Source organism: Streptomyces sp. NPDC059679 (genome assembly GCF_042734105.1).
Classification (GTDB): domain Bacteria; phylum Actinomycetota; class Actinomycetes; order Streptomycetales; family Streptomycetaceae; genus Streptomyces.
On sequence record NZ_JBHWES010000111.1, the window covers coordinates 1 to 26110 of the forward strand.

Genomic DNA, 26110 nt, shown 5'->3' on the forward strand with positions numbered 1-26110 from the left:
GTCACACCGGTCTGACCGCGGCGACCACCGACATCGTGTGCTTCTGCGACTGCGACGCCTCGCTCGACCCCTCCTCGCTCGTCCCCTTCGTCCGCGAGGTCCGGGCCGGTGAGGCCGACTTGGTGCTCGGCCGACGCCGCCCGCAGAGCCGGGGTGCCTGGCCCGTGCACGCCCGGGCCGGCAATCTCGCGCTCGCGCGGATACTGCGCCGTCGCACCGGGCTGCGGCTGCGCGACCTCGGGCCGCTGCGCGCCGCCCGCCGCGAGGCGCTGCTGGGCCTCGGGCTCACGGACCGGCGCAGCGGCTACCCCCTCCAGATGGTCGTACGGGCCGCCGACGCCGGATGGCGCATCGCGGAGCACGACGTCCCGTATCTGCCGCGCACCGGGGCCTCCAAGGTCACCGGCACCTGGCGCGGCACCTGGCAGGCGGTGCGCGATATGAGCCGGGTCCTCGGCGATCCGGCCGCACCGGGAGGAGGTCCTCGGTGACCACGCTGCTCGTCATCGCCAAAGAGCCGCGGCCCGGGTGGGTCAAGACACGGCTGACACCGCCGTTCACCGCCGGTGAGGCCGCGTCCCTCGCTCGCGCGGCCCTTGCGGACACCCTGGGCGCGGTGGCGGCGGCCCCCGCGTCCCGTCGTGTCCTTGTGCTCGACGGGACGCCGGGCCCCTGGCTGCCGCCCGGCTTCGACGTCGTACCCCAGTGTGCGGGCGGGCTGGACGAGCGGCTCGCCGACGCCTTCGCCGGATGCGACGGCCCCGCCCTGCTCATCGGCATGGACACACCCCAGGTGACGCCCGAGCTCCTCACCGTGGACTTCGCCGACTGCGACGCGTGCTTCGGCCCCGCCGAGGACGGCGGTTTCTGGGCCCTGGGTCTCGCCGAACCGGATCCCGGCCTGCTGCGCGGTGTGCCCATGTCCACGGCCGCGACCGGTGCCCTGCAGCGGGAGCGGCTGGTCGACGCAGGTCTGCGGGTTCGCGATCTGCCCCGCCTGCGCGACGTCGACACGGCCCGCGACGCGTGGGCCGTCGCCGCCGAGGCGCCGCACGGCCGGTTCGCGGCGCGGCTGGCCCGGCTTACGGCGGCCACGCGTCGATGAGTACGTGCCGGTTGGCACACCGTCAGTCAGTGGACGCCGGCGGCCGCTGTTTCGCGGCCCTGCGCAGCCGCAGGACCAGCAGCAGTGCCGAGCTGCCGAAGAGGACGGCCGTGATCAGCAGCCACCGGGCCAGAAACCGGTCGCCGGAAAGCCCGGTGACGGACCGATAGCGGTCCGCCATCTGTCCGCTGATCAGTGGAAACCACACCAGCAGAAACAGCCCGGACAACGCGGCCGGTACGCGTGCGTAACCGACCAGGTCCCGGTGGCCGGCCGCCTGGAACACGGTGACGACGGCGCGGTCCGCCACCGTGTACAGCGGCAGCAGCACCAGGTCATGGAGGAGGGCGGCGCCCACGAACCACAGCGTCACCCCGAGCCAGTCCCCCGCGAGCAGCCGCACTCCCACGTACCCGGTGAGCGCGAACGAACAGACCAGGAGCAGGACGGTGAACGGACTGCCGATGGCGGGCCGACGACGCATCACAGGACCTTTCACAGTTCTCCGAACGCCATCCGGGCCACCCACTTGGTGTTGAGCACCCCGGGTGCGGCCGACACGATGACCCGCGCCGGGTAGCCGTGGTCCGGGGTCAGGTCCTCGCCGTTGACCTGCAAGGCGAGGAGGGAGCGCGGGTCCGCCACCTGGTTGGCCCGCAGGGCGGCCCGGCGGAAGGCGCCGTGCCGCTGGAGGGACTCCACCAGCACATCGGGCGGATCGCCGTGGCCGACGAGTTCCGCGAGGTCCCGCAGCCGCACCCCGCGCCACCACTGGTCGGAGGTCGCCCACCCCTCCACACAGGCGATGGGCAGAGCCGAGCTGTGCAGGGGCAGCCGCAGCAGGTCGGCCCGGCTCAGCCGGACGGTCCCGGTGCGCCCGGTGACCACCAGCCGCCACGCCTCCGCACTCGTCTCCGCCGCGCTGATTCCCGCGTAGCCGGCCGTCTTGTTGATCTGGAAGCCGCCCGGTCCGCTGCCGGGCTCGGGCCCGCCGCGGGGTGCGAGCACCGCGGTCTGCCGCAGCGGCCCGTCGAAGCTCTGCCCCGCCGTCGTCCCGAACAGGAGCAGGGAAGCGCCGCCCACCAGACCGAGGGCGCCCCGCCGTGACACGGTGGGCTCGGCGGGGCTTGGCGCAACCAACTCCCCTGTCTCCCGCACTTCGCCTGCCTCCCGGGCACGGCGCAGGTTGCGTACGGCCGCGGGCACCTTCAGCGCGGCGTGCACGACGAACGCGGTGAAGAACACCCAGGCCCCGTAGAAGTGCAGCGGGTAGAAGGAGCCGGGGAAGACGTAGTCGAGCTGGACGTTCAGCACACCCGTGGTGAACTCGAACAGCCCGCCCCCGACCAACAGCAGCAACGAGATCCGCTCCAGCGCGTGCGCCGCCGACCGGGCCGGCGGCAGCGTGAACAGCCTCGGCACGACCGACCACAGCTTGGCCAGCAGGACGGGAATGAGGGTGATGCCGAGCGTCACATGCACGCCCTGGGTGAGCCGGTACAGCCACACCGGATGGGTCGGCCAGGCGAAGAGGTAGAAGCCGAGAATCCCCTTGTCCGGGGTCTGGTCGTTCACCGGCGACAGACCGGGGTTGTACGCGGCGTACGAGACCAGCCCCGTCACGAACAGCACCGTGATCCCGCCCAGCAGGACGACGCCGAGCACCGAGGTGAACCAGGGACCGCGCAGCGGACTGCGCCAGGAGGCGGGAGAGAAGGGAGACCGTGCCATGCCCCGACCGTAGGCCGGGACCGCCCCGGGGAAGGGGTTGCGACGCATGACGAAATGCTGACGTCCGGGCCGCGCTCGCCCCCGTCCGGCGCCCTCCGGCCTAGCGTCGTCCCTGTGACTCGCGCTCATCTCAGGGATGTGTGCGCGGCCGTGGCCGCCACGCTCCTCGTCGTGGCGGCCGTGCTGGTCGGCCGCCATATCCAGCACACCAGCCACACCCTGTTCGTCGGCTGGCCGCCGCTCTTCGCCTCCTGGAACCCGCACCTCGGGCCCGGCACCCCGGCCGCCGTGGCGGTGGCGGTCGCGGTGGTGGCGTACGGACCGGCCCTGGCCGCGCGGCTGCCCTGGCGCGCGCTGCTGGCCGCGGCCTGGGGCACGGCCCTGGCCTGGGCCTGGTCGCTCGCCCTGGTCGACGGCTGGCACCGGGGCGTCGCGACCCGCCTCACCACCCGGAACGAGTACCTCCAGGTCATCGACCGCTTCCACGACATCCCAGCCGCCCTGGGCGACTTCACCCACCACATCCTGCTCGACTCGCCCGGACACTGGCCGGCACACATCGCCGGGCACCCCCCGGCCGCCACGCTCACCTTCGTGCTGCTCGACCGCGTCGGCCTGGGCGGCGGGGGCTGGGCCGGAGCCTGGTGCATCACCGTCGGCGCCACCACCTGCGTGGCCATTCTGATCACGGTGCGCGCGCTGGCCGACGAGGACCTGGCGCGACGCGCGGCGCCCTTCCTCGTCACGGCGCCCGCCGCGGTGTGGATGGCGACATCGGCCGACGCGTACTTCGCCGCGGTCGCGGCCTGGTCGGTCGCGCTGCTCGCGCTCGCGGTGACGGGGCGGGTGGGTGCCCGGGCCGGAGCCTTCGCGTTCGGTGCGGGACTGTTGTCCGGGCTGACCTGTTATCTCTCATATGGGCTCACGCTGATCGCGCTGATCGCGGGAGCCGTGTTGGTGCTGGTCCGGGTCCGGCGCCGGGATCTGGCCCAGTTGCCTCCGTTCCTTCTCGCCGGGTTCGCCGTCGTCCCACTCCTCTTCACCCTCGCCGGTTTCTCCTGGTGGGAGGCGTACCGTCTGCTGGTCGAGCGCTACTACCAGGGAGCCGGCGGCATCAGGCCCTACGGGTACTGGGTGTGGGCGAACCTCGCGTGCACCGTGCTCATCACGGGCCTGGCAACGGTGGCGGGGCTGCGCCACGCCTGCGCCACGCTCGCCCTCGTACGGCACGACGCCGTCACACCAGGACGGCAAGGCGCCGTCATCCGGCGACCGGACCCGCCGGGCCGTCCGGTCGCCGAACGCCGTCTCACCCTGCTCGTGTCCACGGCCCTGCTCGCCCTGCTCATCGCCGATCTGTCCGGGATGAGCAAAGCGGAGACGGAACGCATCTGGCTGCCGTTCGCCATGTGGCTGCTCACGGCCTGCGCCTTCCTCGCCCGGCCGCGGCCCTGGCTCACCGCGCAGACCGCCCTCGCCCTCCTCCTCAACCACCTGCTGCTGACCGGCTGGTGACCGCGGTGGCCACCGCGGGGGTGTCCTGCTTGCGCACCGCCCGTGCGGCCCGCAACACCGTGCCGGGGCGCATCAGGGTCTTCACCGGGGAGATCATGTGTGCCACGTCCAGGAATCGTCGGTGTATCACCGGATCGGTCACGGACGCCCGGACGATGAGGTCACTGATCCGGGACGCGACCTTGAAACCCCGTGGCCGTGGCCCGGTGACGTGCGGCAGCTTCAGGTCGTTGACGGCGGACGTCTGCCACGCGTCGTCCACGACGGCCCGGACCCGCTTGAAGTACGACCACGCAGGGTCCCGCGGGGACTGCCCGGATTCGAGATGGGCCGCCAGGCATGAGGCGTGTATCGCGGCCGAGGACATGCCCTGGCCGTAGATGGGATTGAACGAGGCCATGGTGTCGCCGATCGCGAGGAGTCCGGCGGGGAAACGGTCCAGGCGGTGGAAGTCGCGCCGTCGATTGTCCGGATGCCGGTAGGCGATCGGCTCCCCGATCGGCTCGCCGTCCTCGGCCAGTCGGCGGAACGGTGCCGCCGGGTCCTCCTTGCAGCGGAGCAGGAACTCCTCCATCTCCCGCCCCGGTCGGTCGTCGGCGTACCCGGCCACCAGGGCGATCCACCGATCTCCCTCGACCCGGCCGAGGGTGCCCAGCCGCAGTCGGCCGTCCGGCAGGGTGGCCAGGGACTGTGCCAAAGTGGACCCGTCCGATCCTTCCGGCCGGCGGAACAGCGCGGTGGCATAGCCGAGGTCCACCTGCATACGGCGCGTCTGCGGCTCGGGCCAGCCGCCGTCCCGTAGCCAGGCCCCGATCCGGCTGGCGCGGCCGGTCGCGTCGACCACCAGGTCGGCGTCCAGCACCTCCTCATCGGCCGCGCTCCCGGCCACATCCCCGGTTCCGGCCACGTCCCCGGTCAGTTGCCCGGCTGCCCGCCCGTCCACGTAGAGCACCCCGCTCACCCGCTCGCCGGTGAAGGCCAGCCCGCGCACCCGACCGTTGACCAGCCGCAGATTGCCGAGCGCCAACACCCTGCGGCGCAGATGCGACTCCAGGAAGGGCCGCGTGGCGCTGATCATCTCCACGCCGTCGACCAGGACCTTGAGCCTGCCCTCGAAGTAGTGGTGCACATCCGTCCCGGTGTCCGCGAGGGCGGCGCCGTCGGCGACGAGTTCGGTGGCGAATCCGGGCAGCCAGTGGTCGATCTTCCGGCGGCCCGCGTCCAGCAGAGCGTGCATCTGGGTGCCCTGCGGAACACCGGGGCGAGGCCCCTGACCACCCCCGAAGTCGCCCGAGGGGGCGATGTCGTCCCGTTCGAGAACGATCACCTCGTCCGCGTGATCACTGAGCACCCGGGCAGCCAACAGCCCCGCGACGCTGCCCCCGAGTACGACGGCCCTGCGCATCTCCACCTCCTGTGTGCGGTTTCCCGCACCTGCCGCCCCGGCCGTACGCCGGGAAGGGAGCGGCGGAGAACATGGTGAACTTTCAACCCCGCCCTGAACCGACCATCCGCGCACCCGGTCTGTACATTTCTGGCTCCCGCACCTCTCACGAAGGAAGGACCGTGCGATGAGCCTGCCTGCCAAGTCCTCGCGGCCGGACCGGAATGGGGTCGGTGGGATGTCGCCCGACGTCGATGCCTGGCGCGGCATGCTGCACGACTGCCTGGTCGAACTCGACGCGATCCCGCTCGGCGGCACCGGACACGGCGCCGACTACACGGGCTGGGCCCGCCAGCTCGACCTGGGGTTTCTCACCCTGACCGACGTCGGTTCCGACCCGGTGCGGGTCGTACGCGCGCCCAGGATGCTGGTCGGCAACCAGGACGACTTCTATCTGCTGTCGATCGCTCAGGAAAACAGCTTGTCGATCAACGGCAACGCACGGTCCCCGCTGCGGCGCGGCGACGCGGTTCTGCTCGACAGCACCGCTCCCTTCCAGCTCAGCGCCAAGGAGTTCGCCCATCACCTCGTGCTGACACTGCCCCGGGCGGATGTGGCACGGGTCATGCCGGTCAGCGGGGAACGCATCGGACGCCGTATTGCCGCCGAGAACCCGGTGCTGCGCGTCCTGCGGGCCACGGTCGCGGAGATCTGCGCTGGCGGCGCGCGGTTCGAGCCGGACTTGCTGCCTGAACTGGGGCACACCTTAAGAGAGTTGCTGTTCTCCGTACTGCGGTCCGACGAGCTCACCGACCAGGCCGAGGTGAACGGGCTCCTCGGACACCACGCCCAACTCCTGCGCATGCGGGACTTCATACAGCGCCATCTCGCCGAGCCCGATCTGTCGTCGAAGATGGTGGCGGCGGCGTTCGGGGTGTCCGTGCGCTACGTCGAGCTCGTCTTCCGGGAAAGTGGCACATCACCGGCCCGGTACATCCGCCGGACCCGGATGGAGGAGGCTCGCAGAAACCTGGCGAACCCCCGGCAGCGGCAGCGCTCCATCGCCGCGATCGCGCGGGCTGTCGGCATCGAGAATCCGACCGTCTTCGCGCGCATGTTCCGCCATTTCCACGACATCACGCCCAGCGAATACCGTCGGTCCCAGACCGGGCAGAGCCGCCGATCCGGGACAATGGAAGACCCTCCGCCCCCTTGACCGGCCCCCGTGCCGGGTGCCCACCGACGGCCGTGCGCTCCCGGTTGCCTCCGTGCGGGAATTGACAAGTTTGTGTTCGTGAATCGTCGACAGCGGCGCCCCGGGTTCCGGCACCGTGGGCGCCGATGTCACACGGGGTGTCACCGCGAATACTCCGGTCCTCCACCAAGCAGGGAAAACACGACTTGCTGTCCGATTCTCCACATGCCGTCGACGCGGCCCCTCCCTCGGATTCACCCCCGCAAGCCACGCCGCCACGACGCGAGGCCGCACCGAACGCCGGTAGACGCGCGAAACGGGGCCGGGTCCGACAGCGCGCAGCCCGTCGGCGGACCCTTCTCCGGCCACGCCGACTTCGAGGCCCCTGGTCGATCCGGACCCGCGTCCTCGTCCTGGTGCTCGTCCCGAGTGTGGCCCTGGCCGCGCTGTGGGGCACCTACACGGCCAACGGGCTCGACCAGGCGCTCGATCTGCGGCAGACCGTGCGGGACGTGGAACGGGTAGGGGTCACGAGCGAGACCGCGATGGTGGCGCTTCAGGAGGAGCGCCGACTGTCGATGATCTACCTGGCCCGGCCCGGAGCGGACCGGGGGGCGCTGACGCGGCAGCGTGCGGACACCGACCGGAAGCTCGCGGCGATGCGCAAGGCGGCCGCGCCGGTGGTCAAGAACAACCCGCCCGCTCTCAAGCGGATCTTCGCGGAGATCAGCAAGGGCCTCGGGATGCTGCCGGGATTTCGGCAGCAGGTCGACGCACGCAAGGTGAACCACGGCGACGCCTACACGTTCTACACCGGCGCCCTGGCCACCGGCATGTCGTACTTCGAGGCGGAAGCCCGGCTGACCAACGACGCCAAGTCGCTCAACGAGGCCACGACCGCCGCGACCCTGTTCCGCGCGCTCGAAGGCCTTGCCCGGCAGAACGCCGTGCTGTCCGCGGGACTGTCGTCGCCCGACGGCATGTCCGCCGAGGAGCAGCGACAGTTCAACCGGCTCGCCGGGGTGCAGCAGGAGCAGTGGAAGGTGGTGGCGCCGGCGCTGCGCGGAGCACAGGCCAAGCGCTATCAGGCGGTCACCACCGGGCCCGAGTGGAAAGCGCTGGCCGCCGCGGAGCAGTCGGCCATGAAGTCCGGCCGGATTCCGATCGGTTTCGCGCGCTGGCAGACGTCGATGCTCCAGGTGGCGGAGCACCTGCAGCAGCTCACCCTGGACCAGGTGGACTTCGCGGTCGGATACGTCAACGACCGCGCCGACACCCTGATGACCTCGGTGATCGTGACCAGTGTGGGAGCCCTGCTGGCCATCGCGCTGGCCGTGCTGATCTCTGTGCTCATCTCCCGGGCGCTGATCCGCCGGCTCCGGGAGCTGCGCGGTGCGACGCTGCGGCTGGCCGATGAGCAACTGCCCGAAGTGATCGCCCGGCTGCAGAAGGGCGACAAGGTCGAGCTCGCCGAGGCCGTCCCCGAAGTCGGACACGGCTCGGACGAGATCGGGCAGGTCGCCGGCGCGTTCGCCACGGCCCAGCGGATCGCCGTACGCGCGGCGATCGAGCAGGCCGAAACGCGCGAGGGCATCAGCCGCGTATTCCTCAACCTCGCACAGCGCAGCCAGGGTCTTGTGCACCGGCAGCTCGCCCTGCTGGACACACTGGAGCGCGGAAGCGAGGACCCCGATCTGCTCGCCGAACTGTTCCGGGTGGATCACCTCGCCACACGGATGCGGCGCAACTCCGAAAACCTGTCCATCCTCGGCGGCGCGATACCGTCCCGGCGCTGGCGTCAGCCGGTGCAGTTGGCCGAGATTCTGCGTGGGGCGGCCTCGCAGACCGAGGACTACTCCCGGGTCAAGCTGGCCGGTATTCCCGAGGTCATGCTCGCCGGTCCGGTGGCGGGCGACATCATGCACCTGCTGTCCGAGCTGGTCGAGAACGCGACGACGTTCGCCCCGCCGCATACGAGCGTGCAGATCCACGCCGAGGTCGTGCCCAAGGGGCTCGGGATCGAGATCGAGGACCGTGGCATCGGCATGGCCGATGATGTCCGCGAGGAGGCCAACCGCCTGCTGAAAGCGGCGCCCGAGTTCAACGTCATGGGCTTCACACAGGACACCCGCCTCGGCCTGTTCGTCGTCGCACGGCTGGCGGCCCGCCACAACATCATGGTCACCCTGCGCCCCTCCCCGTACGGGGGAACCTCGGCCATCGTGCTGGCGCCACCGGAACTCCTCGAGGTGACGGAGGCCGAGACCAACACCCCGATCCACGACCGCGCCGAGGCGATGGCCGGGACGGCGGCACCGCACCCGGGGACGTCGCCGCCCCGCCGGGAGGAGCCGCACGTGCCCGACCACGTCACACCCAAACGCAACGATCCCCCGGACACGGGGCGCCCGGAGCGGCCACAGCGAAGGTCGAAACAACTGCCTCGCCGTGTCCGTCAGGCGAGTATGCAACCGCAGCTGCTCCACCCCGTGGCCACGGAGCCCGAAGCGGGGCCCGCGGAGCGGTCGGCCGAGGACGCCGGCCGGATGATGGCGATGTACCAGCGCCAGTCGTACCGGGGGCGTGCCGACGCGGAGCAGCAGCAGGAACGGGGCAGCGGACAAGACGATACGGCCGGGCACTGGCCGGCCGGCGAAGGGCAGTGGGACCCGCGATGACACAGATGCCGAAACAAGCCAACGACCTCCACTGGATGCTGGACGACCTCGTCCGGCGGGTCCCCCGGACCAGGCATGTCCTCGTGTTGTCGGCCGACGGGCTGGTGATCGCCAACTCACGTGATCTCGGCCGTGAGGACGCCGAACACATGTCGGCTGTCGCCTCGGGTTTCCAGAGCCTGGCCGGTGGCGTCGGACGACGCTTCGGCGGAGGGCCCGTGCGGCAGACGATCGTCGAGCTGGAGAGCTGTTTTCTGTTCGTGACCGGTGCGGGACGAGGTGCCTGCCTCGCCATCCTCGGTGAGGCCGATATCGACGTCGGTCTCGTCGCCTACGAGATGAACCTGATCGTCAAGCGTGTCGGTGAATACCTCGCCGCGGCGCCACGACAGGCGGCAGCCGTTTCGCCGTCGCCCTTCTGAGGTGAGGACCCATGTCCGAACCGGAGGAATCATGGTGGGACGTGGACGCAGGCCCCATCGTGCGCTCGTTCGCCAGAACCGGCGGCCGGACCCGGCCCACTCGGGACGAGTTCAATCTGATCACCCTGATCATCGCCACGAACACCGACACGGCACGCCACGGTCTCGAGCCGGAGCACATCATGATCCTGCGCATGTGCACCGGCGCCCCGCTCTCCGTCGCCGAGATTGCCGCTCGGCTGGACATGCCCGCGACAGTGGCCAAGGTCCTGCTCGGAGACCTACTCGACATGGGAGCCATCCACACCCGCGCACCGATCGCGCTGGCGGAGGCTCCGGAAATCCACGTACTTCAGGCGGTACTCGATGGCATTCGCAGGCTCTGAGCCATATCCCGGCTCCGGCGGTCTCCCGACGGCGGTCAAGATCCTGATCGCCGGCGGGTTCGGCGCCGGGAAGACCACCATGGTCGGCGCCGTCAGCGAGATCTCCCCGCTGCAGACCGAGGAGGTGATCACGCAGACGAGCGAGGGCGTGGACGATCTCAGCGGGGTGGAGGGGAAGACCACCACGACCGTGGCCATGGACTTCGGCCGGATCACGATCAGCCAGGACCTGGTGTTGTACCTCTTCGGCACACCCGGGCAGAACCGCTTCTGGTTCATGTGGGACGAGCTGGCCCTCGGCGCGCTCGGAGCCATCGTGCTGGCCGACACACGAAGAATTGAGGACTCCTTCCCCGCCGTCGACTACTTCGAGCACCGCGGCACATCGTTCGTCGTCGCGGTCAACCGCTTCGACGGCGCGTGCGACTACGACGTCGAAGACGTCCGCTATGCGCTCGATCTCGACGCGCACGTACCGGTGGTGATGTGTGACGCGCGCTCCCGCGAGTCCAGCAAACTCGTCCTCGTCACCTTGCTCGAACACGCGATGGCGAGCCGGATGGCGGCCGTTCGCTGACGAGCGCGTCGGTGACGACTGGGGCGTCGGTGACGACTGAGGAGTGGGGGCGGGCATCCTGAGCAGTTTTGGATAAGTTTCCGTCCGTCCGGCCGAGTAGCGTGATGCGCATGTTCAATGCCATCACGCACTCGACCATCTACGTCCTCGACCAGGACGAGGCCCTCGACTTCTACGTCGGTAAGCTCGAACTGGAGGTCTGCGCCGACATCCCGCTGGGCTTCATGCGCTGGCTGACCGTCTGCGTCCCCGGGCACCCGGAGCGCGAGATCCTGCTGGAGAAGCCGGGCCCTCCGTCGATGTCCGAGGAGACGGCAGAGCAGGTCCGCGAGCTGGTGACCAAGGGCGCGACGGCCGGCACGCTCTTCTTCAGCACGGACAACTGCCGCAAGACCTACGAGACGCTGCTGGCCCGGGGCGTCGAGTTCACCGAGGAGCCCACCGACCGCCCGTACGGAATCGACTGCGGCCTTCGCGACCCCTTCGGCAACAACATCCGGTTCTGCGAGCGGAAGTCCTGAAGCGCTCAGCCGACGCTCAGCCGAACCGACCCCCAGCTGAGCAGCCGCTCCACCGGCAGCAGCGCCCCGATGGCCACCATCGCGGCGCCTGAGCAGCGGATCACCGCCCGCGCCGCCGCCGGGCGGGTCCGCAGCACCGCCCGTGCCGCCGTGCCCACTCCCGTGTAGACCGCGGCGCAGTTGGCCGTGTGCACCAAGCCCAGGAGGGCGATCTGCGCCGCGACCGGCCAGGTCGCCCCCTGGGCGATGAACTGTGGCAGCAGCGCCAGGAACAGCAACAGCGCCTTCGGGTTGAGACCGCTGATCCCCGCGCCTTTCACCGCCCGCCGCAGCCACGAGCCGGCGCTTGCCTCCGCACCCGCCGTCGGAGCGGAAGGCCGGGCCAGGGTGGCTATGCCCAGCCATACGAGATACGCCGCGCCCACCGCCGTCAGCACGGTCAGCACCAGCGGCGACCGAGCCACCACCGTCGCCACTCCCCCGACAACCACCGCGGTCAGCGCCACGTACCCGGCCAGCAGCCCACCCACCGCGGGCAGCACCGTACGGTCGCGCAGCCCGGCCGAGATCGCGTACGCCCAGCGGCTACCGCGCGCAGCACGACGCCGATGTCCTCGGCCTGACCTTCGAAGCGCTCGTGTTCGTGACCATGCGCTACGAGGACCGCGACACCGTCGCCGCCTTCGAACAGGCCGTCGTGGACATCCCGCATGTCATGCAGGCCCAGCGCCTCTTCGGCGACCCCGACTACCTGCTGCGCGTCGTCACCCGCGACCTGGCCGCCTTCCAGAAGCTCTACGACGACCGCCTCGCCACCCTCCCCGGTGTCCAGCGCCCCAGTTCCACCCTCGTCATGAAGAGCGTCGTCGAGAACCGTCCGCTGCCGCTGTGAGAACACGTCCAGCGCGGGATCAAACGAGAACGTCCAGGTCGGCCGCTGCGGGCCGACCTGGACGTCATACGTCAGGCATGAACCAGACGCGATCGACTCAGACGAGGTCGAATCGGTCGAGGTCCATCACCTTGGCCCACGCCGCGACGAAGTCGGTCACGAACTTCTCCTTCGCGTCATCGCCCGCGTAGACCTCCGCGAGCGCGCGCAGCTCGGAGTTCGAGCCGAAGACGAGGTCGGCGCGGGTGCCGGTCCACTTGACGTCGCCGGTGGCGTCGTCGCGGCCCTCGAAGGTGTGCTGGTCCTCCGAGACCGCCCGCCACGTCGTGCCCAGGTCGAGCAGGTTGACGAAGAAGTCGTTCGTCAGCTTGCCCGGGGCGTCAGTGAGGACACCGAGCTGCGTCTGCTGGTAGTTCGCGCCCAGGACGCGCAGGCCGCCGACGAGGACGGTCATCTCGGGCGCGCTCAGGCTCAGCAGGTTCGCCCTGTCGAGCAGCAGGTACTCGGCCGGCAGGCGGTTGCCCTTGCCCACGTAGTTACGGAAACCGTCAGCGGTGGGCTCCAGCGCGGCGAAGGACTCCGCGTCGGTGTGCTCATCCGTCGCGTCCACACGACCCGGGGTGAAGGGCACCTCGACGTCGTACCCGCCGTCCTTTGCGGCCTTCTCCACGGCGGCGGCGCCGCCGAGGATGATCAGGTCGGCCAGGGAGACCTTCTTGGCGCCGGAGTTGAACTCCTGCTGGATGCCCTCGAGGACACGCAGCACCTGCGGCAGCTTCTCCGGCTCGTTGACCTCCCAGCCGCTCTGCGGCTGCAGACGGATACGGGCACCATTGGCACCGCCGCGCTTGTCGCTGGCGCGGAAGGTCGAGGCCGACGCCCACGCGGTGGACACCAGCTGCGAGACCGTGAGGCCCGAGTCGAGCAGCTTGGCCTTGAGCGCCGCGACGTCGGCGGCGTCGATGGCCTCGCCCTCGGCCGCGGGCAGCGGGTCCTGCCACAGCAGGGTCTCCTCCGGGACCTCCGGGCCGAGGTACAGCGACTTCGGGCCCAGGTCGCGGTGGGTCAGCTTGTACCAGGCGCGGGCGAAGGCATCCGCGAACTCGGCGGGGTTCTCGTAGAAGCGACGCGAGATCTGCTCGTAGATCGGGTCGAACCGGAGCGAGAGGTCCGTCGTCAGCATCCGCGGCGCGTGGCTCTTCGACGAGTCATGGGCGTCCGGGATGGTGCCCGCGCCGGCCCCGTCCTTGGCGACCCACTGGTTGGCGCCGGCCGGGCTCTGCTCCAGCTCGTAGTCGTACTCGAACAGGTTCTTGAAGAAGCCGTGGCTCCACTGGGCCGGCGTGCTGGTCCAGGTGACCTCCAGGCCACTGGTGATCGCGTCGCCGCCCTTGCCGGTGCCGTAGGTGCTCTTCCAGCCCAGGCCCTGCTGCTCGATCGGGGCGGCCTCGGGCTCGGGGCCGACGCTCGTAGCCGGGCCGGCGCCGTGGGTCTTGCCGAAGGTGTGACCACCGGCGATCAGGGCGACGGTCTCCTCGTCGTTCATCGCCATGCGGCGGAACGTCTCACGGATGTCGCGGGCCGCGGCGATCGGGTCCGGGTTGCCGTTCGGGCCCTCCGGGTTGACGTAGATGAGGCCCATCTGGACCGCGCCGAGCGGGTTCTCCAGCTCACGGTCGCCGGAGTAGCGCTGGTCGTCGAGCCAGACCTTCTCGGGACCCCAGTACACGTCCTCCTCGGACTCCCATACGTCCGCGCGGCCACCGGCGAAGCCGAAGGTCTCGAAGCCCATGGACTCCAGGGCGACGTTGCCGGCGAGGACCATGAGGTCGGCCCAGGACAGGCTCTGGCCGTACTTCTTCTTGACCGGCCACAGCAGACGGCGGGCCTTGTCGAGGTTGCCGTTGTCCGGCCAGCTGTTCAGCGGGGCGAACCGCTGCTGACCGGCGCCGGCGCCGCCGCGGCCGTCGCTGATGCGGTAGGTGCCCGCGCTGTGCCAGGCCATACGGATCATGAACGGGCCGTAGTGACCGAAGTCGGCCGGCCACCAGTCCTTCGAGTCCGTCAGCACCTCGGCGATGTCCTGCTTCACGGCAGGGAGGTCGAGGCTCTTGAACGCCTCGGCGTAGTCGAACTCCTCACCGAGCGGGTTCGCCACGGCGGGGTTCTTGGCAAGAATCTTCAGGTTGAGCTTCTCCGGCCACCACTGGCGGTTCCCACCGCCCTGGGTCGGGTGCAAGGCGCGCCCGTGTGCGACCGGGCAGCCGCCACCGCCCTCCGTCTGCGCGTCTGCGGCGATAGCGTCATGGTTCTCTGACATGGGAATCCTTCCGAACTGGGCGGATCATGGTGTTCAAGAACTGCGGGCGGTGGAACAGCCGGGACACAGGCCCCAGTAGATGACCTCGGCCTCCTCGATCGAGAAGCCGTGGTCGTCGGACGCGGTCAGACAGGGGATCTCGCCGACCGCGCAGTCGACGTCGGCGACGGCACCGCACGACCGGCATACGACGTGGTGGTGGTTGTCCCCGACACGTCCCTCGAACCGAGCCGGGCTGCCTGCCGGCTCGATCCGGCGTATGAGCCCCGCCGCGGTGAGCGCGTGAAGGGCGTCATACACAGCCTGCAGGGAGATGTGACCCACGCGATCGCGCACTCGGGAGGCGATCGCCTCGACATCGAGGTGGTCGCCGTATCGGACGGTTTCGAGCAGCGCGACACGGGCGGCCGTCACTCGCAGGCCGGCACCGCGCAGCTCCTCGGCGGGGGCCGGGCTCTGGGATGCGGTCATGCGGCCAAAGCTACCTCCATAAACACGACCTGTACAGGAAAACGAATGATTCAAGTTTAGTGGTGGCGCGGGTCAGGCAACGTTTGCCTTGTCGTGGTGTGACACGCGGTGCGAGTGGCGGCCTGGAAGGTGCGGCGCAGATGCCGTTGACGCGTTGGCAAGCGCTTGCTAATTTGCCCTGTGCGTGACGGCCATCACCTGTAAAGACGCGCTCCATACTGCCCCTCCTAGGACAGGCAGCGATCAGTAACCGCTCTCATGAGCTGCGTGCCGCCCCCCACGGCAGCCCCCCACAACAGGAGGTCCCAGCGCCATGAAGCACACCCGGATTTCCCCTGCCTCACAGCAGAAGGCCCCCGCGGCCGCCGACGTACGCCGCACACGTGGCGCCCTCGCCGCCGCGGCGGTGGCGGTATTCGCGACGGCGGGTCTGCTCGCGGTCCCGCCATCCGTCTCATATGCCGCGCCCCTCGCCGCCGGCGATCTGTACGTGTCGGCGAACGGCAGCGCCGGCGCCCCCGGCACGGAGTCCTCTCCGACGACGCTCGCCTCGGCGATCACCCGCATCACCCCCGGTGGCACCATCTATATGCGCGGCGGGGCGTACAACCTCTCGCAGACGGTCACCATCGCACCGGGCAACGACGGCACCTCGAGCGCTCCCAAGAAGCTGTCCGCCTACCCCGGCGAGAAGCCGGTGCTGAACTTCTCGGCCATGAGCGAGGACCCGGCCAACCGCGGGCTCGCCGTCAACGGGTCGTTCTGGCGCGTCTCCAACATCACCGTCGAGCGCGCGGGCGACAACGGGATCTTCGTCGGTGGCAGCAACAACGTCATAGAACGCACGGTGACGCGCTTCAACCGCGACACTGGGCTCCAGATCTCCCGCATCGCCTCCAGCACCCCCCGCGACCAGTGGCCGGCGAACAACCTCATCGTGAGCTCGGAGTCGCATGACAACGCCGACTCCGACGGCGAGGACGCCGACGGCTTCGCCGCGAAGCTCACGGTCGGCTCCGGGAACGTCTTCCGGTACGACGTGTCGCACAACAACATCGACGACGGTTGGGACCTCTACACCAAGACGGACACCGGCGCCATCGGCCCGGTGACCATCGAGGACTCCCTCGCCCTGAACAACGGCACCCTCACGGACGGCTCCCAGGCCTCGAAGGGTGACCGCAACGGCTTCAAACTCGGCGGCTCGGACATCGCCGTCGACCACGTCATCAGGCGCAGCATCGCCTACCGCAACGGCAAGCACGGTTTCACCTACAACAGCAACCCGGGGCATATGTCGGTGTCGAGCAACATCGGCATCGACAACGCCGAGCGCAACTTCTCCTTCGACGGGGGCACTTCGGTGTTCCGGGACAATGTGTCGTGCCGCAGTGGCAGTGGGACGAAGGACCGCACCATCGGCGATGCCGACGCCTCGAACCAGTTCTGGTCCGGTACGAACGGCTCTCGGTGCTCGTCGTACGGCGGCGCGCTGAAGTGGTCCTTCGCCTCGGACGGGAAGCTCTCCGTGTCCTTCGGCGGATAGCGGCCAGGTGCCTCCGCCACCCGGCTCGGCTCGCCGAAGCCGGGCCGGGTGGCGGGCGCCGGGCCCGGGGCGGACACCGGCGCTCTCGCGGACGAGGTCAGCGCGTTGCCGCCAGCACGCCGGACGACTGGCCGAGCGCGTCGGTGCGCGCCTCGATGGCCTCGATGACCGACACCATGTCGAGCCGGCCGCTTCCGAGGTCCGCCGTAAAGCTCGCTGCTTCAAGCCCGGCCGGCATGGTGCACAGACACATTGACCGCCAGTTTCATCAAAAGCGCGGCGCCCACCTCGCCGCAGAACAGCGTCTCCCGGCACATCCGTGCGAGCAGCGGACGGATCTCGGCCACCGTGTCCGTAGCCGTCGCGCAAGGCGGCCTCGGGGCTGACGGCGGAGAGGAGCAGCGCCTTGTACGTGGCGCGCAGATAGGTCTCAGCACGTCCGTCTTCTCGTGGTGTGCGCCTGCGTATAGAGCGCGGGCGCATCGACCTTGCCGCCTTCCAGGGCGTACAGGGCCTGCGCGCCCGCGGCGACCGGCAACAGCCCGATGTCCTTGACCGCGTCCAGACCGGCGTGACGGCCTGGATCGCGGCCACCGAGCCATCGGTGTTGATCACGTCGACCTTCAACTTCTCCTTGGAGAAATAGCCCTCGGCGTCGCCCACCGCACAGGTGGGCGACCCCTTCCTCGGGCGCGATCACGGCCGAGGCGGCGGCGAGATCAAGCCCGGCCCGGCCGCCAAGTCGGCCATTGGACGACGAGGACACCCCGGCGCCGCAGGCGACGACGAGGACACCCCGCCGCCGCAGGCGGAGAGCACCGCGAGGGCGGCCGGGAGACGGCGGTCGGTCCAGTTCGGGGGGACTGACCTCCAGGATGACGGAGGCGAACAGGTCGCGGAGGAAGCCTGATTGTCCCGGGCGGCGTTCCTGTGGATCATCGCGTACGGGAGGATGGCTGTCATGCCCAAACGTCTCATCGTGTGCTGCGACGGCACCTGGAATACGGCCGATCAGGTCGAAGACAGGCTTCCCTGCCCGACCAACGTCACCAAACTCGCCCTGGCCGTGGCCGCCGAGGACACGGCCGGGAACCGGCAGTGCGTCTACTACCACCGCGGCGTGGGTACCAGCCGCTGGGACCGTCTGCGCGGCGGCGCGTTCGGTGCCGGGCTGTCCGGCAACGTATTGGATGCCTATCGCTTCCTCGTGGACAACTACGAACCCGGCGACTTCGTGTACTTCTTCGGCTTCAGCAGGGGTGCGTTCACCGCCCGCAGCACCGCCGGTATCGTGCGCAACTGCGGCATCCTGCGCCGGGAGAACGCTCACCGGATCGGCGAGGCGTGGGCCCTGTACCGCAGCTCGGCCGACCGGCCGACCGGTGTCGCGGCCAGCCTGTTCCGCCGGGCGTACTCGCACGACCCGCGGATCCGTTTCATCGGGGTGTGGGATACCGTCGGTGCCCTCGGCGTCCCGGCTCTCGGACCGCGCTGGCTCAAGCCCGTCATAAGGCGGCTGAACCACCGCTGGGAATTCCACGACACCAAGCTCAGCACCCGGGTCGACGGCGCTTTTCACGCGCTGGCCATTGACGAGCAGCGATCCGCGTTCGAGCCGACACTCTGGCACCAGCAACCCGGCACCGACGGGCAGGAGTTGAAGCAGGTGTGGTTCACCGGGGTGCACTGCGACATCGGCGGCGGATACACCGAGACATCCCTGTCCGACATCACTTTCCTGTGGATGGTCGACCGGGCCCGGGAATACGGCCTGGAGTTCCAGCCCGGGGCCATCAGCCCGGACGGCCCCAGCCGGATAACCCCCGGCGAGAGCGTCGACTTCAAGGTCGTGCCCGATCCGATGGCCCCTCCGCACGTCTCCCGGGAAGGGCTTTACCGATTGGCCAGGCCTTGCCATCGGCCCATCGGCGAAGCCACGGGCGAGGGCGGACCCGCCAACGGATGTGAGTATCTGGCCACCACCGCGAGGGAGCGCTACGACGAGGACCCCGGCTACCGGCCGCCACAGCTCGTCAAGTACCTGGCCCAGCCGGAGAGAGAGCGCCTTGAGCCGGTGCGCCTCGAGCCGACGTCCTCGGCAGCGCAGCCCCCCGGCGATTCGTAGGCAGCCGAACACGCAGGTCAGTGTCCCCGTACGGCAGCTTGAACCCGCCTGGTCGCCGCCCGACGGCCCGTCAAGGGCGGAATTTTGTCAAAAGCGTTGACGAATCTCTTGGGGCACTCCTACCTTCATCGCGTCGCACATCGTACGTCATATACGAGGCCAACTTTACAGAGATTGGGGACCCTATGACCCGTATGCCCGATTGTGCGTCGCCTCAGCTGCGTGCGGTCAGAAGGCGGTCGCAGCCGCTCATTCACTGACGCCGCTCATTCACCGGCAAAGAGAGATGCGGCCCGTTCACCGCCAAGATCCCGGGCCGCGACAGAGAGTTCCAGTGCTCCCTCTTAGGGGAGCCTACCCAACTCCGGGAGCAATGGTGCCCCTTTTCAGCGTGCCCATGTCCAAAACCGGGAGATCACCTTCTCGGCAACGCAGCAGCATGCGCTGGACGATCGTCGGATTCTCGGCGCTCGGCCTGACAATCGCCTATCTCGATCGGGCCGCGCTGAGCGTGGCGATGCCCCACATGTCGAAGGAGTTCCACATCAGCTCTGCCATGCAGGGCGTGATGCTGTCGGCGTTCTTCTGGACGTACGCGCTGTTCCAGATTCCCTCCGGGTGGCTGCTCGATCGCTTCGGACCGAGAGTCATCTACCCCATCGCGGTCGGCTGGTGGTCGATCTGGACGGCGCTGATGGCCTTCGCACGGGGCATCGGTTCGGTCATTGTGTTCCGGCTCGGTCTGGGCATCGGTGAGGCGCCGGTACAGCCTGCGAACATCAAGGTGGTCTCGCGGTGGTTTCCGCGCAAGGAACGGGCCTTCGCGTCAAGCCTGTTCGACATGGGCCAGCAGATCGGCACAACGCTGTCGATCCCAGTGGTGACGGCATTGACCCTCTTCGGCGGCTGGCGCCTGTCGTTCGTCGTGATCGGTGTCGCCGGGCTGCTGTGGCTGGTGGGTTGGGCAGCCGTCTACCGCGACCCCGAGGAGCATCCCCGCGTGTCCGCGGCCGAACTGGCACACATTCGGTCCGATCGGGGCGCCACCGCCACCACCGCATCGGGCGGTACCGAAGTGCCGTGGCGGGATTTGCTGAGCGACCCCCAGGTGTGGGCGCTGACCATCGGCTATGTATTCCGCTCACTCGCCGGAGCGTTCTTCCTGACCTGGTACCCCAGCTATCTGCTCGACGATCGCGGATTCTCCGAGGCGGATTTCGGCATGGTGGGCTGGATTCCGTCCCTCATCGCGATCGGGTCCACCGTGCTCGGTGGCATCGTGTCCGACCGGCTGCTGGCGTCCGGACGCTCTCCCAACCTGGCCCGGAAAATTCCGATCGTGTCCGGGCTCGGCCTCAGCGCCTGCATCGGCTTCGCCCCGTTCATCGAGAGCAACCTGGTGTTGATGATCGTGCTCACCGTCAGCAGCGCCGCCCATTCGTTCGCCGGCGCCGCGATCCTGAGCCTGCCCGCGGAAGTGGCGCGCTCATCGGAGTGCGTCGGTGCGGTGGCCGGCTTCCAGAACTTCGGCTCCCAAGTGGGCAACCTCCTCAGCCCCATCGCCATCGGGCTGTTCCTGGCCTCGAGCAACGGGTCCTATGTGGGCCCCTTGCTCGGGGCGGCGGCGAGCTGTCTGATCAGCGCGGCGATCTATCTGTTCTGGGTGCGCGTCAAGCCCGTCACTCTTCAGCAGGACCTTCCTGTGGAGCCTGCAGAAAACCGCGAAAGGACCACCTCGTGAACGCCCCGCTGAACGCCGCCCGCCTGGTCGAGCGACTCTCCACGGTCGTCGGGATCCCCGTCGTTCCGTACGACGAGGATGGTGCGGTCGACCGCGATCTGACCGTCGCGCTGACGGAACGCCTGATCCGCAACGGTGTGACCGCGCTGACGCCCAACGGCAATACCGGTGAGTTCTACGCCCTCTCCCCGGATGAACGCCGACAGGTTCTGACCTGTGTTCTCTCGGCTCGCGAGAGCGCCACGACCATCGTCGCCGGAGTGGGGCTCGACCTGGAGACGGCCATCGCCGACGCCCGCTTCGCCCGCGACTCGGGAGCGGACGCCATCATGGTGCACCAACCCGTCCTGCCCTACCTGGCGGCGGACGGCTGGGTCGAGTACAACGCGAGGGTCGCGGCGGCGGTGCCCGATATCGGGGTGTTGCCCTACCTCACCCATCGCGCCGTCACCGGCACCCACATCACACGCCTGGTGGAACGGGTGCCGAACGTGGTCGGACTGAAGTACTCCGCCCCCGATCCGGTCGTGTTCGCCACCACGAAGGCGCAGGCACCGGAGGGGCTGCTGTGGATCGCCGGCCTGGCGGAGTCGTACGCCCCGGCCTACTGGCAGGCGGGGGCACGGGCCTTCACCTCCGGCCTGGTCAACCTCGCCCCGGCCGTGTCCCTGGAACTGCTCACGGCCCTCCGGCGCGGAGACTACGGTGCCGCCGGACGAGTCTGGGCACGGATCCGCCACTTCGAAGAGCTACGGGCCCGCGATGGCTCGGCCAACAACGTGTCGGTGGTGAAGGAGGCCATGCACCAGCTCGGTCTGTGCCGACGCGAGGTCCGTCCGCCCAGCTACCCCCTGCCGGATGCGCTCGCCCGCGAGGTCACCGCGTCCATGGCGCCGTGGCGCTCCGCTGTGCCCGAGGCGGCGGGGGAAACCGGGGTGGCCGAAGTGGCCGGAGAGCGTGCGGCATGAGGATCGAATCGCTGCAGACCTTCCGGCAGCGGGTGGGCGACCGCCCCAGAGTCCTGGTCAAGATCACCACGGAGGACGGGGTCGACGGGTGGTCGGAGGTGTACAACCACGGCCCCGACCTGGCTTACCCGCCTCTGCTCGACTATCTGTTCGACCAGATCAAGGGCATGGACGCCCGGTCCCCGAGCCGGATCAACCAGTTCCTCCTGCAGTCCAGCCGCTTCCCTCAGGGGGCCCTGGGCCTGGCCGCCATCGCCGCCATCGACCACGCGCTGTGGGACATCGCGGCCAAGGCCCTGGGGGTTCCGGTCTACCAGTTGCTGGGCGGTGCGGTACGAGACCGGGTGCGTGTCTACGCCGGCCTGTACTCCGCGCCGGACATCGGGGAACTGACCGAGACCACGGCGGCGTTGCACGACCGGTTCGGCGTCACGGCGTTCAAGCTGAGCCCCTACCGGACCCAGCCGCACCGGACCCGGTTCGGGCTCATGGTCCGCGAGCTGGGCGCATACTTCGGCGAGGTCCGCGACAGCCACCCAGCCGAGTGGGATTTCGCGTTCGACGCGCACGCGTGTCTGTGGGAGCCACGGCAGGCGGGCGACCTCGGCGCCGCGCTCGCCCCCAACCAGCCGCTCTTCCTCGAGGAGCCCATACGACCCGAGCACATCCCCGCCTGGGGAAGGATCCGGTCCGAAATCGCGGTGCCGCTGGCGACCGGGGAGTCCCTGTACACCCCCCATGAGTTCCTGGCGCTGCTCAGCGCGGGCGGAGCCGACATCGTGCAACCGGACATCTGCGTCGTCGGCGGCCTCACCCAGATGGTCAAGATAGCCACCATCGCCGATGCTCACTACGTCCCGGTCGCCCCGCACAACCCGCTCGGTCCACTCGCGACGGCGGCGAACGTGCACTTCGCAGCCGCGACAACCAACTTCGGCATCCTCGAGTACAAGTCGGACGACGTGTCGTGGTGCCCTGACCCCTATCTCCCCGTCGATGGACACCTCGAGCTGCGCCCGGACCGCCCCGGGTGGGGCATCGAGATCAACGAGGCCGCGCTCAAGGCTGACGACTGGGTCAGCTGGAAACGGAAGGTGCCGGTACGCCCCGATGGTTCGACAGCGTGGATGTGAATGATTGCCGGGCCGTGCGCGAGCGTTTCGGTTCGTGCACGGCCCATCGAGCGGCACAGGCTCAGGACAGCCCGAGCTCGTTGTCCAGCATCTCGAATACCTCGCTGTCGGTCGCGGCGTCGAAGTCGAACTCGTGGTCGGCCTTCTGGTCCGGGTCCCCTTGCAGGGCCCCCCATCGGCTGCGCAGCACCTCCAGACGCCCCGCCACCCGCTCGTGCAGCTCCGGGTCGACCGACACCTGCGCGAAGGCGAGCTCCAGACGGTCCAGCTCGGCCAGGATGGACATCGGCCCCGCCTCCTCCGGGACCAGTTGCCCGCGTATGTGGTCGGCCAGTGCGTCCGGCGTCGGATAGTCGAAGATCAAGGTGGCGGGCAGCCGGAGCCCGGTGGCGGCGTTGAGTCGGTTGCGCAGTTCTATCGCGGTGAGCGAGTCGAAGCCCAGGGTCTTGAACTCGCGGGTCGGCTCGATGGCGTCCGCCCCCGCATGGCCCAGCACATCGGCTGCCTGCGCACTGACCAGTTCGCGGACGGCTTCCGCCCTTTCGGCATCGCTGAGGCCGATGAGCCGGTCGGCCGGCGAGGCCCCGGTTCCTGCGCCGACTCCGGCCGCTCGCCGGGTCCTCGTCCTGATCAGGTCACGCAGTAGAGCGGGGACCTCGCCCTGGGCGCGCCAGGCGGGCAGGTCCAGCCGGACCGGAACGACGGCCGCCGCCCCGGTCGCCAAGGCCGCGTCGAACAGCGTCAGCCCTTCCTCGATCGGCAGCGGAGGCATACCCGACCGAGCGAGCCGCGCCAGGTCCGCCTCGGTCAGCGTGCTGGTCATCCCTTCGGTCTGCGTCCACGGCCCCCATACGAGCGACACCGCGGGCAGACCGGCCGTACGCCGATGCTCGGCCAGCGCGTCCAGGAACGCGTTGCCCGCCGCGTAGTTGGCCTGACCGGCGGCGCCGAACACACCGGCCACCGAGGAGAAGAGGACAAACGCCGTCAGGTCCAGCTCATGCGCCGCCTCGTGCAGCACCCATGCCGCGTCGGCCTTCGGCCGCAGCACGGCGGCCACGCGCTCCGGCGACAGCGACTCCAGCACACCGTCGTCCAGTACCCCCGCCGTGTGCACCACCGCCCGCACCGGACGGTCCGGCGCCACCCCCGCCAGCAGGTCCGCCACGGCATCGCGGTCCGCGACATCGCATGCCACGGCTTGTGCGTCCGCACCGTGCCGGGCGAGTTCCGCGACGAGTTCGCCGACTCCGTCGGCGTCCGGGCCGCTGCGGCTGGCCAGGATCAGGTTGCGCACACCGTGCTCCGTCACCAGATGGCGCGCCACCTCACGCCCCAGCCCGCCCGTACCGCCGGTGACCAGGACCGTCCCCTCGGGATCCCACACCACGGCCGACGTGTCCGGGTCCGCCGCGGCGGTGGACGCACGCACCAGCCGCGGAACGGTGAGCGCGCCGGCGCGGAGATCCGACTGCGGCTCGCCGGAGGCGACGGCCTGTCGCAGCGCGGCCACGGAGGCATCCGTGTTGTCGAGGTTCACCAGGCCGAACCGGCCGGGGTGCTCCGTCTGCGCCGAGCGGACCAGGCCCCATAGGGACGCGGCGGCCAGGTCCTCGCCCGTCGTCGCGCCACGCGTGACGAACACAAGGCGCGAGGCGGCCGCGCCGTCGTCCGCAAGCCACGATTGGGCGAGGTGCAGGGCCCAGGTCGCCGCCTGGTGCGCGGAGCGCACCGGGTCTTCGGGGATGGCCGGGTCTTCGGGAGTGCCGTCCCCGACCGGAGCCAGCACGACCTCTGGTGCGTCGGCTCCCGTCGGTGGCGATGTCACCCCGGCGATGTCAGCACACACCTCCACGGGCGTCCCGGCGGCCCGCAGCGCCTCGGCCAGCCAGGACTGCTCGGAGCCCAGCACCACGGTGGTGGCGTCCGGGGCGTCGACGGCGGTCGGCAACGGCGAGACCGGCGTCCAGTCCACCTGGAACAGCGCGTCCGTATCACTCGTGTCCGCGGCGCCGAGTTGGTCGGCGGACACCGGCCGTACGACGAGCGAATCGATGGAGCCGACCGGGCCGCCTGCCGTGTCGGCCAGCGTGATCGACATGGCGCTGTCGCCCGCCGGGGACAGCCTGACACGGAGCGCCGACGCGCCGGAGGCGTGCAGTGCGACGCCCTCCCAGCTGAACGGCAGACTCGCCCTGGCGCCCGTACCGGCCGCACCGTCGTCCCCGCCACCCCCGTCCGCTTTGTCGAGCCCGGCGAGGAGAGCGGTGTGCAGGACGGCGTCGAGCAGCGCGGGGTGGAGTCCGTAGGCCGCGGCGTCGGCCTCGACCCGTTCCGGGAGGGCGACCTCGGCGAAGAGTTCATCGCCGCGCCGCCAGGCGGCCCGCAGCCCCTGGAACAGCGGCCCGTAGTCGAAGCCGATGTCCGCGAAGCGGTCATAGCAATCGCTCACATCGATGTGCTCAGCGCTCTCCGGCGGCCACACCGCCAGCGGTTTCGCGGTCGCTGTCGGCTCGCCCTCCGCCAGCACACCACTGGCGTGCAGGGTCCACTCCCGCGCCATGCCGTCCGGCCGGGAGTGGACCCTGACGGGGCGGCGGCCGGAGTCATCGGCCTCGTGGACGGCGAGTTGCAGTTGTACGGCACCCTGTTCGGGCAGGACGAGCGGCGCCGCCAGCGTCAACTCCTCCACTCGGTCGCAGCCGACCTCGTCCCCGGCCCGGAGCGTCAGCTCCAGCAGCGCCGTACCCGGCACCACCACCCGGCCCATCACGACGTGATCTGCCAGCCACGTATGGGATCCCACGGAGAGGCGGCTGGTGAACAACGCCCGCTGACTGTCGGCCAGTTCGACGGACGCTCCCAGCAGCGGATGATGCGCGTCCCCCAGCCCCGCCGCGCGCACATCGCCGGCACGGCTCACCGTACCCGTCGGCCAGAACCGCTCGTGCTGGAAGGCGTAGGTGGGGAGTGGCACTCGGCGGGCCCCCGGGAACAGGGCTGCCCAGCGCACCTCCGCACCGTTCGCGAACATCCGAGCCATGGCCGTCAGCGCGGACCGCTCCTCCCCTCGGTCCTTGCGCAGCACCGGCACCAGCAGGGGCTCGTCCGCAAGGCTTTCGGCCGCCGGCGCCGACAGCGCCCCGTCCGGCCCGAGCTCGAGGAACCTGCGCACCCCGGCGTCGCCCAACACCGCCACGGCGTCGGAGAACCGTACGGTCGCCCGCACATGCTCGACCCAGTAGTCGGCTGAGCACAGATCCGTGCCCTTGGCGGGCCCGCCCGTGAGTGTGGACACCACCGGAATGGCCGGGGGCCGGTAGGACAGCCCTTCGGCCACGGTGCGGAACTCGTCCAGCATCGGGTCCATCAACGGGGAGTGGAACGCATGCGACACCCG

The 26110-nt window shown here is 69.9% G+C and carries 24 protein-coding genes and 1 pseudogene; 16 read left to right on the forward strand and 9 right to left on the reverse strand.

Annotation, left to right across the window (positions count from 1 at the left end):
- A partial coding sequence (locus tag ACFV2X_RS52670) for a glycosyltransferase family 2 protein (RefSeq protein ID WP_385630767.1) occupies nt 1-491 on the forward strand: 491 nt, incomplete at its 5' end.
- Nucleotides 488-1105 (forward strand): DUF2064 domain-containing protein, encoded by a 618-nt coding sequence (locus ACFV2X_RS52675; protein WP_385630770.1) that lies wholly within the window; start codon nt 488-490, stop codon nt 1103-1105. The genes ACFV2X_RS52670 and ACFV2X_RS52675, both read left to right, overlap by 4 nt.
- A gap of 22 nt (nt 1106-1127) precedes the next feature.
- Here the strand turns inward: ACFV2X_RS52675 and ACFV2X_RS52680 are convergent, their stop codons facing one another.
- Together ACFV2X_RS52680 and ACFV2X_RS52685 are read right to left on the reverse strand one after the other, a co-directional pair.
- Complete coding sequence (locus tag ACFV2X_RS52680) at nt 1128-1589, reverse strand: hypothetical protein (protein WP_385630773.1); 462 nt, start codon at nt 1587-1589, stop codon at nt 1128-1130.
- 11 nt (nt 1590-1600) lie between these two features.
- Complete coding sequence (locus ACFV2X_RS52685; RefSeq protein WP_385630775.1) at nt 1601-2836, reverse strand: molybdopterin-dependent oxidoreductase; 1236 nt, start codon at nt 2834-2836, stop codon at nt 1601-1603.
- A gap of 54 nt (nt 2837-2890) precedes the next feature.
- On the opposite strand from ACFV2X_RS52685, the gene ACFV2X_RS52690 reads away from it, so the two are divergent.
- Nucleotides 2891-4351: a hypothetical protein gene (locus tag ACFV2X_RS52690; RefSeq protein ID WP_385630777.1), complete on the forward strand. Its 1461-nt coding sequence runs from the start codon at nt 2891-2893 to the stop codon at nt 4349-4351.
- On the opposite strand, the gene ACFV2X_RS52695 is transcribed toward ACFV2X_RS52690, so the two are convergent.
- A complete protein-coding gene (locus ACFV2X_RS52695; RefSeq protein WP_385630779.1) occupies nt 4323-5756 on the reverse strand; it encodes an NAD(P)/FAD-dependent oxidoreductase in 1434 nt (477 codons plus the stop codon). The genes ACFV2X_RS52690 and ACFV2X_RS52695 overlap by 29 nt on opposite strands.
- 166 nt (nt 5757-5922) lie before the next feature.
- Between ACFV2X_RS52695 and ACFV2X_RS52700 the strand changes: the two genes are divergently transcribed.
- The 6 genes from ACFV2X_RS52700 to ACFV2X_RS52725 all read left to right on the forward strand — a co-directional run bounded on the left by ACFV2X_RS52700 (nt 5923) and on the right by ACFV2X_RS52725 (nt 11514).
- Nucleotides 5923-6951, forward strand: coding sequence for a helix-turn-helix domain-containing protein (locus ACFV2X_RS52700; RefSeq protein ID WP_385630782.1), 1029 nt, complete (start codon nt 5923-5925; stop codon nt 6949-6951).
- Nucleotides 6952-7346: 395 nt separating this feature from the next.
- Complete coding sequence (locus ACFV2X_RS52705) at nt 7347-9608, forward strand: nitrate- and nitrite sensing domain-containing protein (protein WP_385630785.1); 2262 nt, start codon at nt 7347-7349, stop codon at nt 9606-9608.
- Between the two features lie 35 nt (nt 9609-9643).
- Entirely contained in the window at nt 9644-10030 is a 387-nt protein-coding gene (locus ACFV2X_RS52710) for a roadblock/LC7 domain-containing protein (RefSeq protein WP_385630787.1), read from the forward strand.
- An 11-nt stretch (nt 10031-10041) separates the two neighbouring features.
- Nucleotides 10042-10416: a DUF742 domain-containing protein gene (locus tag ACFV2X_RS52715; RefSeq protein ID WP_014174563.1), complete on the forward strand. Its 375-nt coding sequence runs from the start codon at nt 10042-10044 to the stop codon at nt 10414-10416.
- Nucleotides 10397-10993 carry an ATP/GTP-binding protein gene (locus ACFV2X_RS52720; protein WP_385630791.1) on the forward strand — a complete coding sequence of 199 codons (597 nt, stop codon included), beginning with the start codon at nt 10397-10399 and terminating at the stop codon, nt 10991-10993. Before ACFV2X_RS52715 ends, ACFV2X_RS52720 begins: the two co-directional genes overlap by 20 nt.
- Nucleotides 10994-11103: 110 nt before the next feature.
- Nucleotides 11104-11514, forward strand: coding sequence for a VOC family protein (locus ACFV2X_RS52725; RefSeq protein ID WP_385630794.1), 411 nt, complete (start codon nt 11104-11106; stop codon nt 11512-11514).
- Between the two features lie 5 nt (nt 11515-11519).
- On the opposite strand, the gene ACFV2X_RS52730 is transcribed toward ACFV2X_RS52725, so the two are convergent.
- A complete protein-coding gene (locus tag ACFV2X_RS52730; RefSeq protein WP_385630797.1) occupies nt 11520-12044 on the reverse strand; it encodes a LysE family translocator in 525 nt (174 codons plus the stop codon).
- Between the two features lie 50 nt (nt 12045-12094).
- On the opposite strand from ACFV2X_RS52730, the pseudogene ACFV2X_RS52735 reads away from it, so the two are divergent.
- Nucleotides 12095-12406, forward strand: a pseudogene (locus ACFV2X_RS52735) (Lrp/AsnC family transcriptional regulator); the annotation flags it as partial.
- 97 nt (nt 12407-12503) lie between these two features.
- On the opposite strand, the gene katG reads toward ACFV2X_RS52735, so the two are convergent.
- Nucleotides 12504-14726 carry a catalase/peroxidase HPI gene (gene katG, locus ACFV2X_RS52740; protein WP_385630799.1) on the reverse strand — a complete coding sequence of 741 codons (2223 nt, stop codon included), beginning with the start codon at nt 14724-14726 and terminating at the stop codon, nt 12504-12506.
- 33 nt (nt 14727-14759) lie between these two features.
- A complete protein-coding gene (locus tag ACFV2X_RS52745; RefSeq protein WP_385630801.1) occupies nt 14760-15197 on the reverse strand; it encodes a Fur family transcriptional regulator in 438 nt (145 codons plus the stop codon).
- A gap of 313 nt (nt 15198-15510) precedes the next feature.
- On the opposite strand from ACFV2X_RS52745, the gene ACFV2X_RS52750 reads away from it, so the two are divergent.
- Nucleotides 15511-16743 carry a right-handed parallel beta-helix repeat-containing protein gene (locus tag ACFV2X_RS52750; protein ID WP_385630803.1) on the forward strand — a complete coding sequence of 411 codons (1233 nt, stop codon included), beginning with the start codon at nt 15511-15513 and terminating at the stop codon, nt 16741-16743.
- 97 nt (nt 16744-16840) lie between these two features.
- On the opposite strand, the gene ACFV2X_RS52755 is transcribed toward ACFV2X_RS52750, so the two are convergent.
- Nucleotides 16841-16981 carry a hypothetical protein gene (locus ACFV2X_RS52755; protein WP_385630805.1) on the reverse strand — a complete coding sequence of 47 codons (141 nt, stop codon included), beginning with the start codon at nt 16979-16981 and terminating at the stop codon, nt 16841-16843.
- On the reverse strand, nt 16965-17090 hold the full coding sequence (locus tag ACFV2X_RS52760; RefSeq protein WP_385630807.1) for a hypothetical protein: 126 nt from the start codon (nt 17088-17090) through the stop codon (nt 16965-16967). The genes ACFV2X_RS52755 and ACFV2X_RS52760 overlap by 17 nt, the downstream gene beginning before the upstream one ends.
- Before the next feature lie 107 nt (nt 17091-17197).
- On the opposite strand from ACFV2X_RS52760, the gene ACFV2X_RS52765 reads away from it, so the two are divergent.
- From ACFV2X_RS52765 to ACFV2X_RS52785, 5 genes are all read left to right on the forward strand, one after another.
- Nucleotides 17198-17389: a hypothetical protein gene (locus tag ACFV2X_RS52765; RefSeq protein ID WP_385630810.1), complete on the forward strand. Its 192-nt coding sequence runs from the start codon at nt 17198-17200 to the stop codon at nt 17387-17389.
- Nucleotides 17390-17704: 315 nt separating this feature from the next.
- On the forward strand, nt 17705-18868 hold the full coding sequence (locus ACFV2X_RS52770) for a DUF2235 domain-containing protein (RefSeq protein ID WP_385630813.1): 1164 nt from the start codon (nt 17705-17707) through the stop codon (nt 18866-18868).
- 439 nt (nt 18869-19307) lie between these two features.
- Nucleotides 19308-20609 (forward strand): MFS transporter, encoded by a 1302-nt coding sequence (locus ACFV2X_RS52775; protein WP_385630815.1) that lies wholly within the window; start codon nt 19308-19310, stop codon nt 20607-20609.
- Nucleotides 20606-21577 (forward strand): dihydrodipicolinate synthase family protein, encoded by a 972-nt coding sequence (locus ACFV2X_RS52780; protein WP_385630818.1) that lies wholly within the window; start codon nt 20606-20608, stop codon nt 21575-21577. The genes ACFV2X_RS52775 and ACFV2X_RS52780 overlap by 4 nt, the downstream gene beginning before the upstream one ends.
- Nucleotides 21574-22710, forward strand: coding sequence for a mandelate racemase/muconate lactonizing enzyme family protein (locus tag ACFV2X_RS52785; RefSeq protein ID WP_385630821.1), 1137 nt, complete (start codon nt 21574-21576; stop codon nt 22708-22710). Before ACFV2X_RS52780 ends, ACFV2X_RS52785 begins: the two co-directional genes overlap by 4 nt.
- A gap of 61 nt (nt 22711-22771) precedes the next feature.
- Here ACFV2X_RS52785 and ACFV2X_RS52790 read toward each other — a convergent pair.
- Nucleotides 22772-26110: type I polyketide synthase (locus ACFV2X_RS52790; RefSeq protein ID WP_385630824.1), on the reverse strand; the 3339-nt coding region annotated here is incomplete at its 5' end.

Coding starts and splice junctions, on each gene's coding strand:
- ACFV2X_RS52680 (WP_385630773.1), bottom strand. CDS start 1,589: ATGCGTCGTCGGCCCGCCATCGGCAGTCCGTTCACCGTCCTGCTCCTG.
- ACFV2X_RS52685 (WP_385630775.1), bottom strand. CDS start 2,836: ATGGCACGGTCTCCCTTCTCTCCCGCCTCCTGGCGCAGTCCGCTGCGC.
- ACFV2X_RS52690 (WP_385630777.1), top strand. CDS start 2,891: ATGCTGACGTCCGGGCCGCGCTCGCCCCCGTCCGGCGCCCTCCGGCCT.
- ACFV2X_RS52695 (WP_385630779.1), bottom strand. CDS start 5,756: ATGCGCAGGGCCGTCGTACTCGGGGGCAGCGTCGCGGGGCTGTTGGCT.
- ACFV2X_RS52700 (WP_385630782.1), top strand. CDS start 5,923: ATGAGCCTGCCTGCCAAGTCCTCGCGGCCGGACCGGAATGGGGTCGGT.
- ACFV2X_RS52710 (WP_385630787.1), top strand. CDS start 9,644: ATGCTGGACGACCTCGTCCGGCGGGTCCCCCGGACCAGGCATGTCCTC.
- ACFV2X_RS52715 (WP_014174563.1), top strand. CDS start 10,042: ATGTCCGAACCGGAGGAATCATGGTGGGACGTGGACGCAGGCCCCATC.
- ACFV2X_RS52720 (WP_385630791.1), top strand. CDS start 10,397: ATGGCATTCGCAGGCTCTGAGCCATATCCCGGCTCCGGCGGTCTCCCG.
- ACFV2X_RS52725 (WP_385630794.1), top strand. CDS start 11,104: ATGTTCAATGCCATCACGCACTCGACCATCTACGTCCTCGACCAGGAC.
- katG (WP_385630799.1), bottom strand. CDS start 14,726: ATGTCAGAGAACCATGACGCTATCGCCGCAGACGCGCAGACGGAGGGC.
- ACFV2X_RS52745 (WP_385630801.1), bottom strand. CDS start 15,197: ATGACCGCATCCCAGAGCCCGGCCCCCGCCGAGGAGCTGCGCGGTGCC.
- ACFV2X_RS52750 (WP_385630803.1), top strand. CDS start 15,511: ATGAAGCACACCCGGATTTCCCCTGCCTCACAGCAGAAGGCCCCCGCG.
- ACFV2X_RS52755 (WP_385630805.1), bottom strand. CDS start 16,981: ATGCCGGCCGGGCTTGAAGCAGCGAGCTTTACGGCGGACCTCGGAAGC.
- ACFV2X_RS52770 (WP_385630813.1), top strand. CDS start 17,705: ATGCCCAAACGTCTCATCGTGTGCTGCGACGGCACCTGGAATACGGCC.
- ACFV2X_RS52775 (WP_385630815.1), top strand. CDS start 19,308: ATGCGCTGGACGATCGTCGGATTCTCGGCGCTCGGCCTGACAATCGCC.
- ACFV2X_RS52785 (WP_385630821.1), top strand. CDS start 21,574: ATGAGGATCGAATCGCTGCAGACCTTCCGGCAGCGGGTGGGCGACCGC.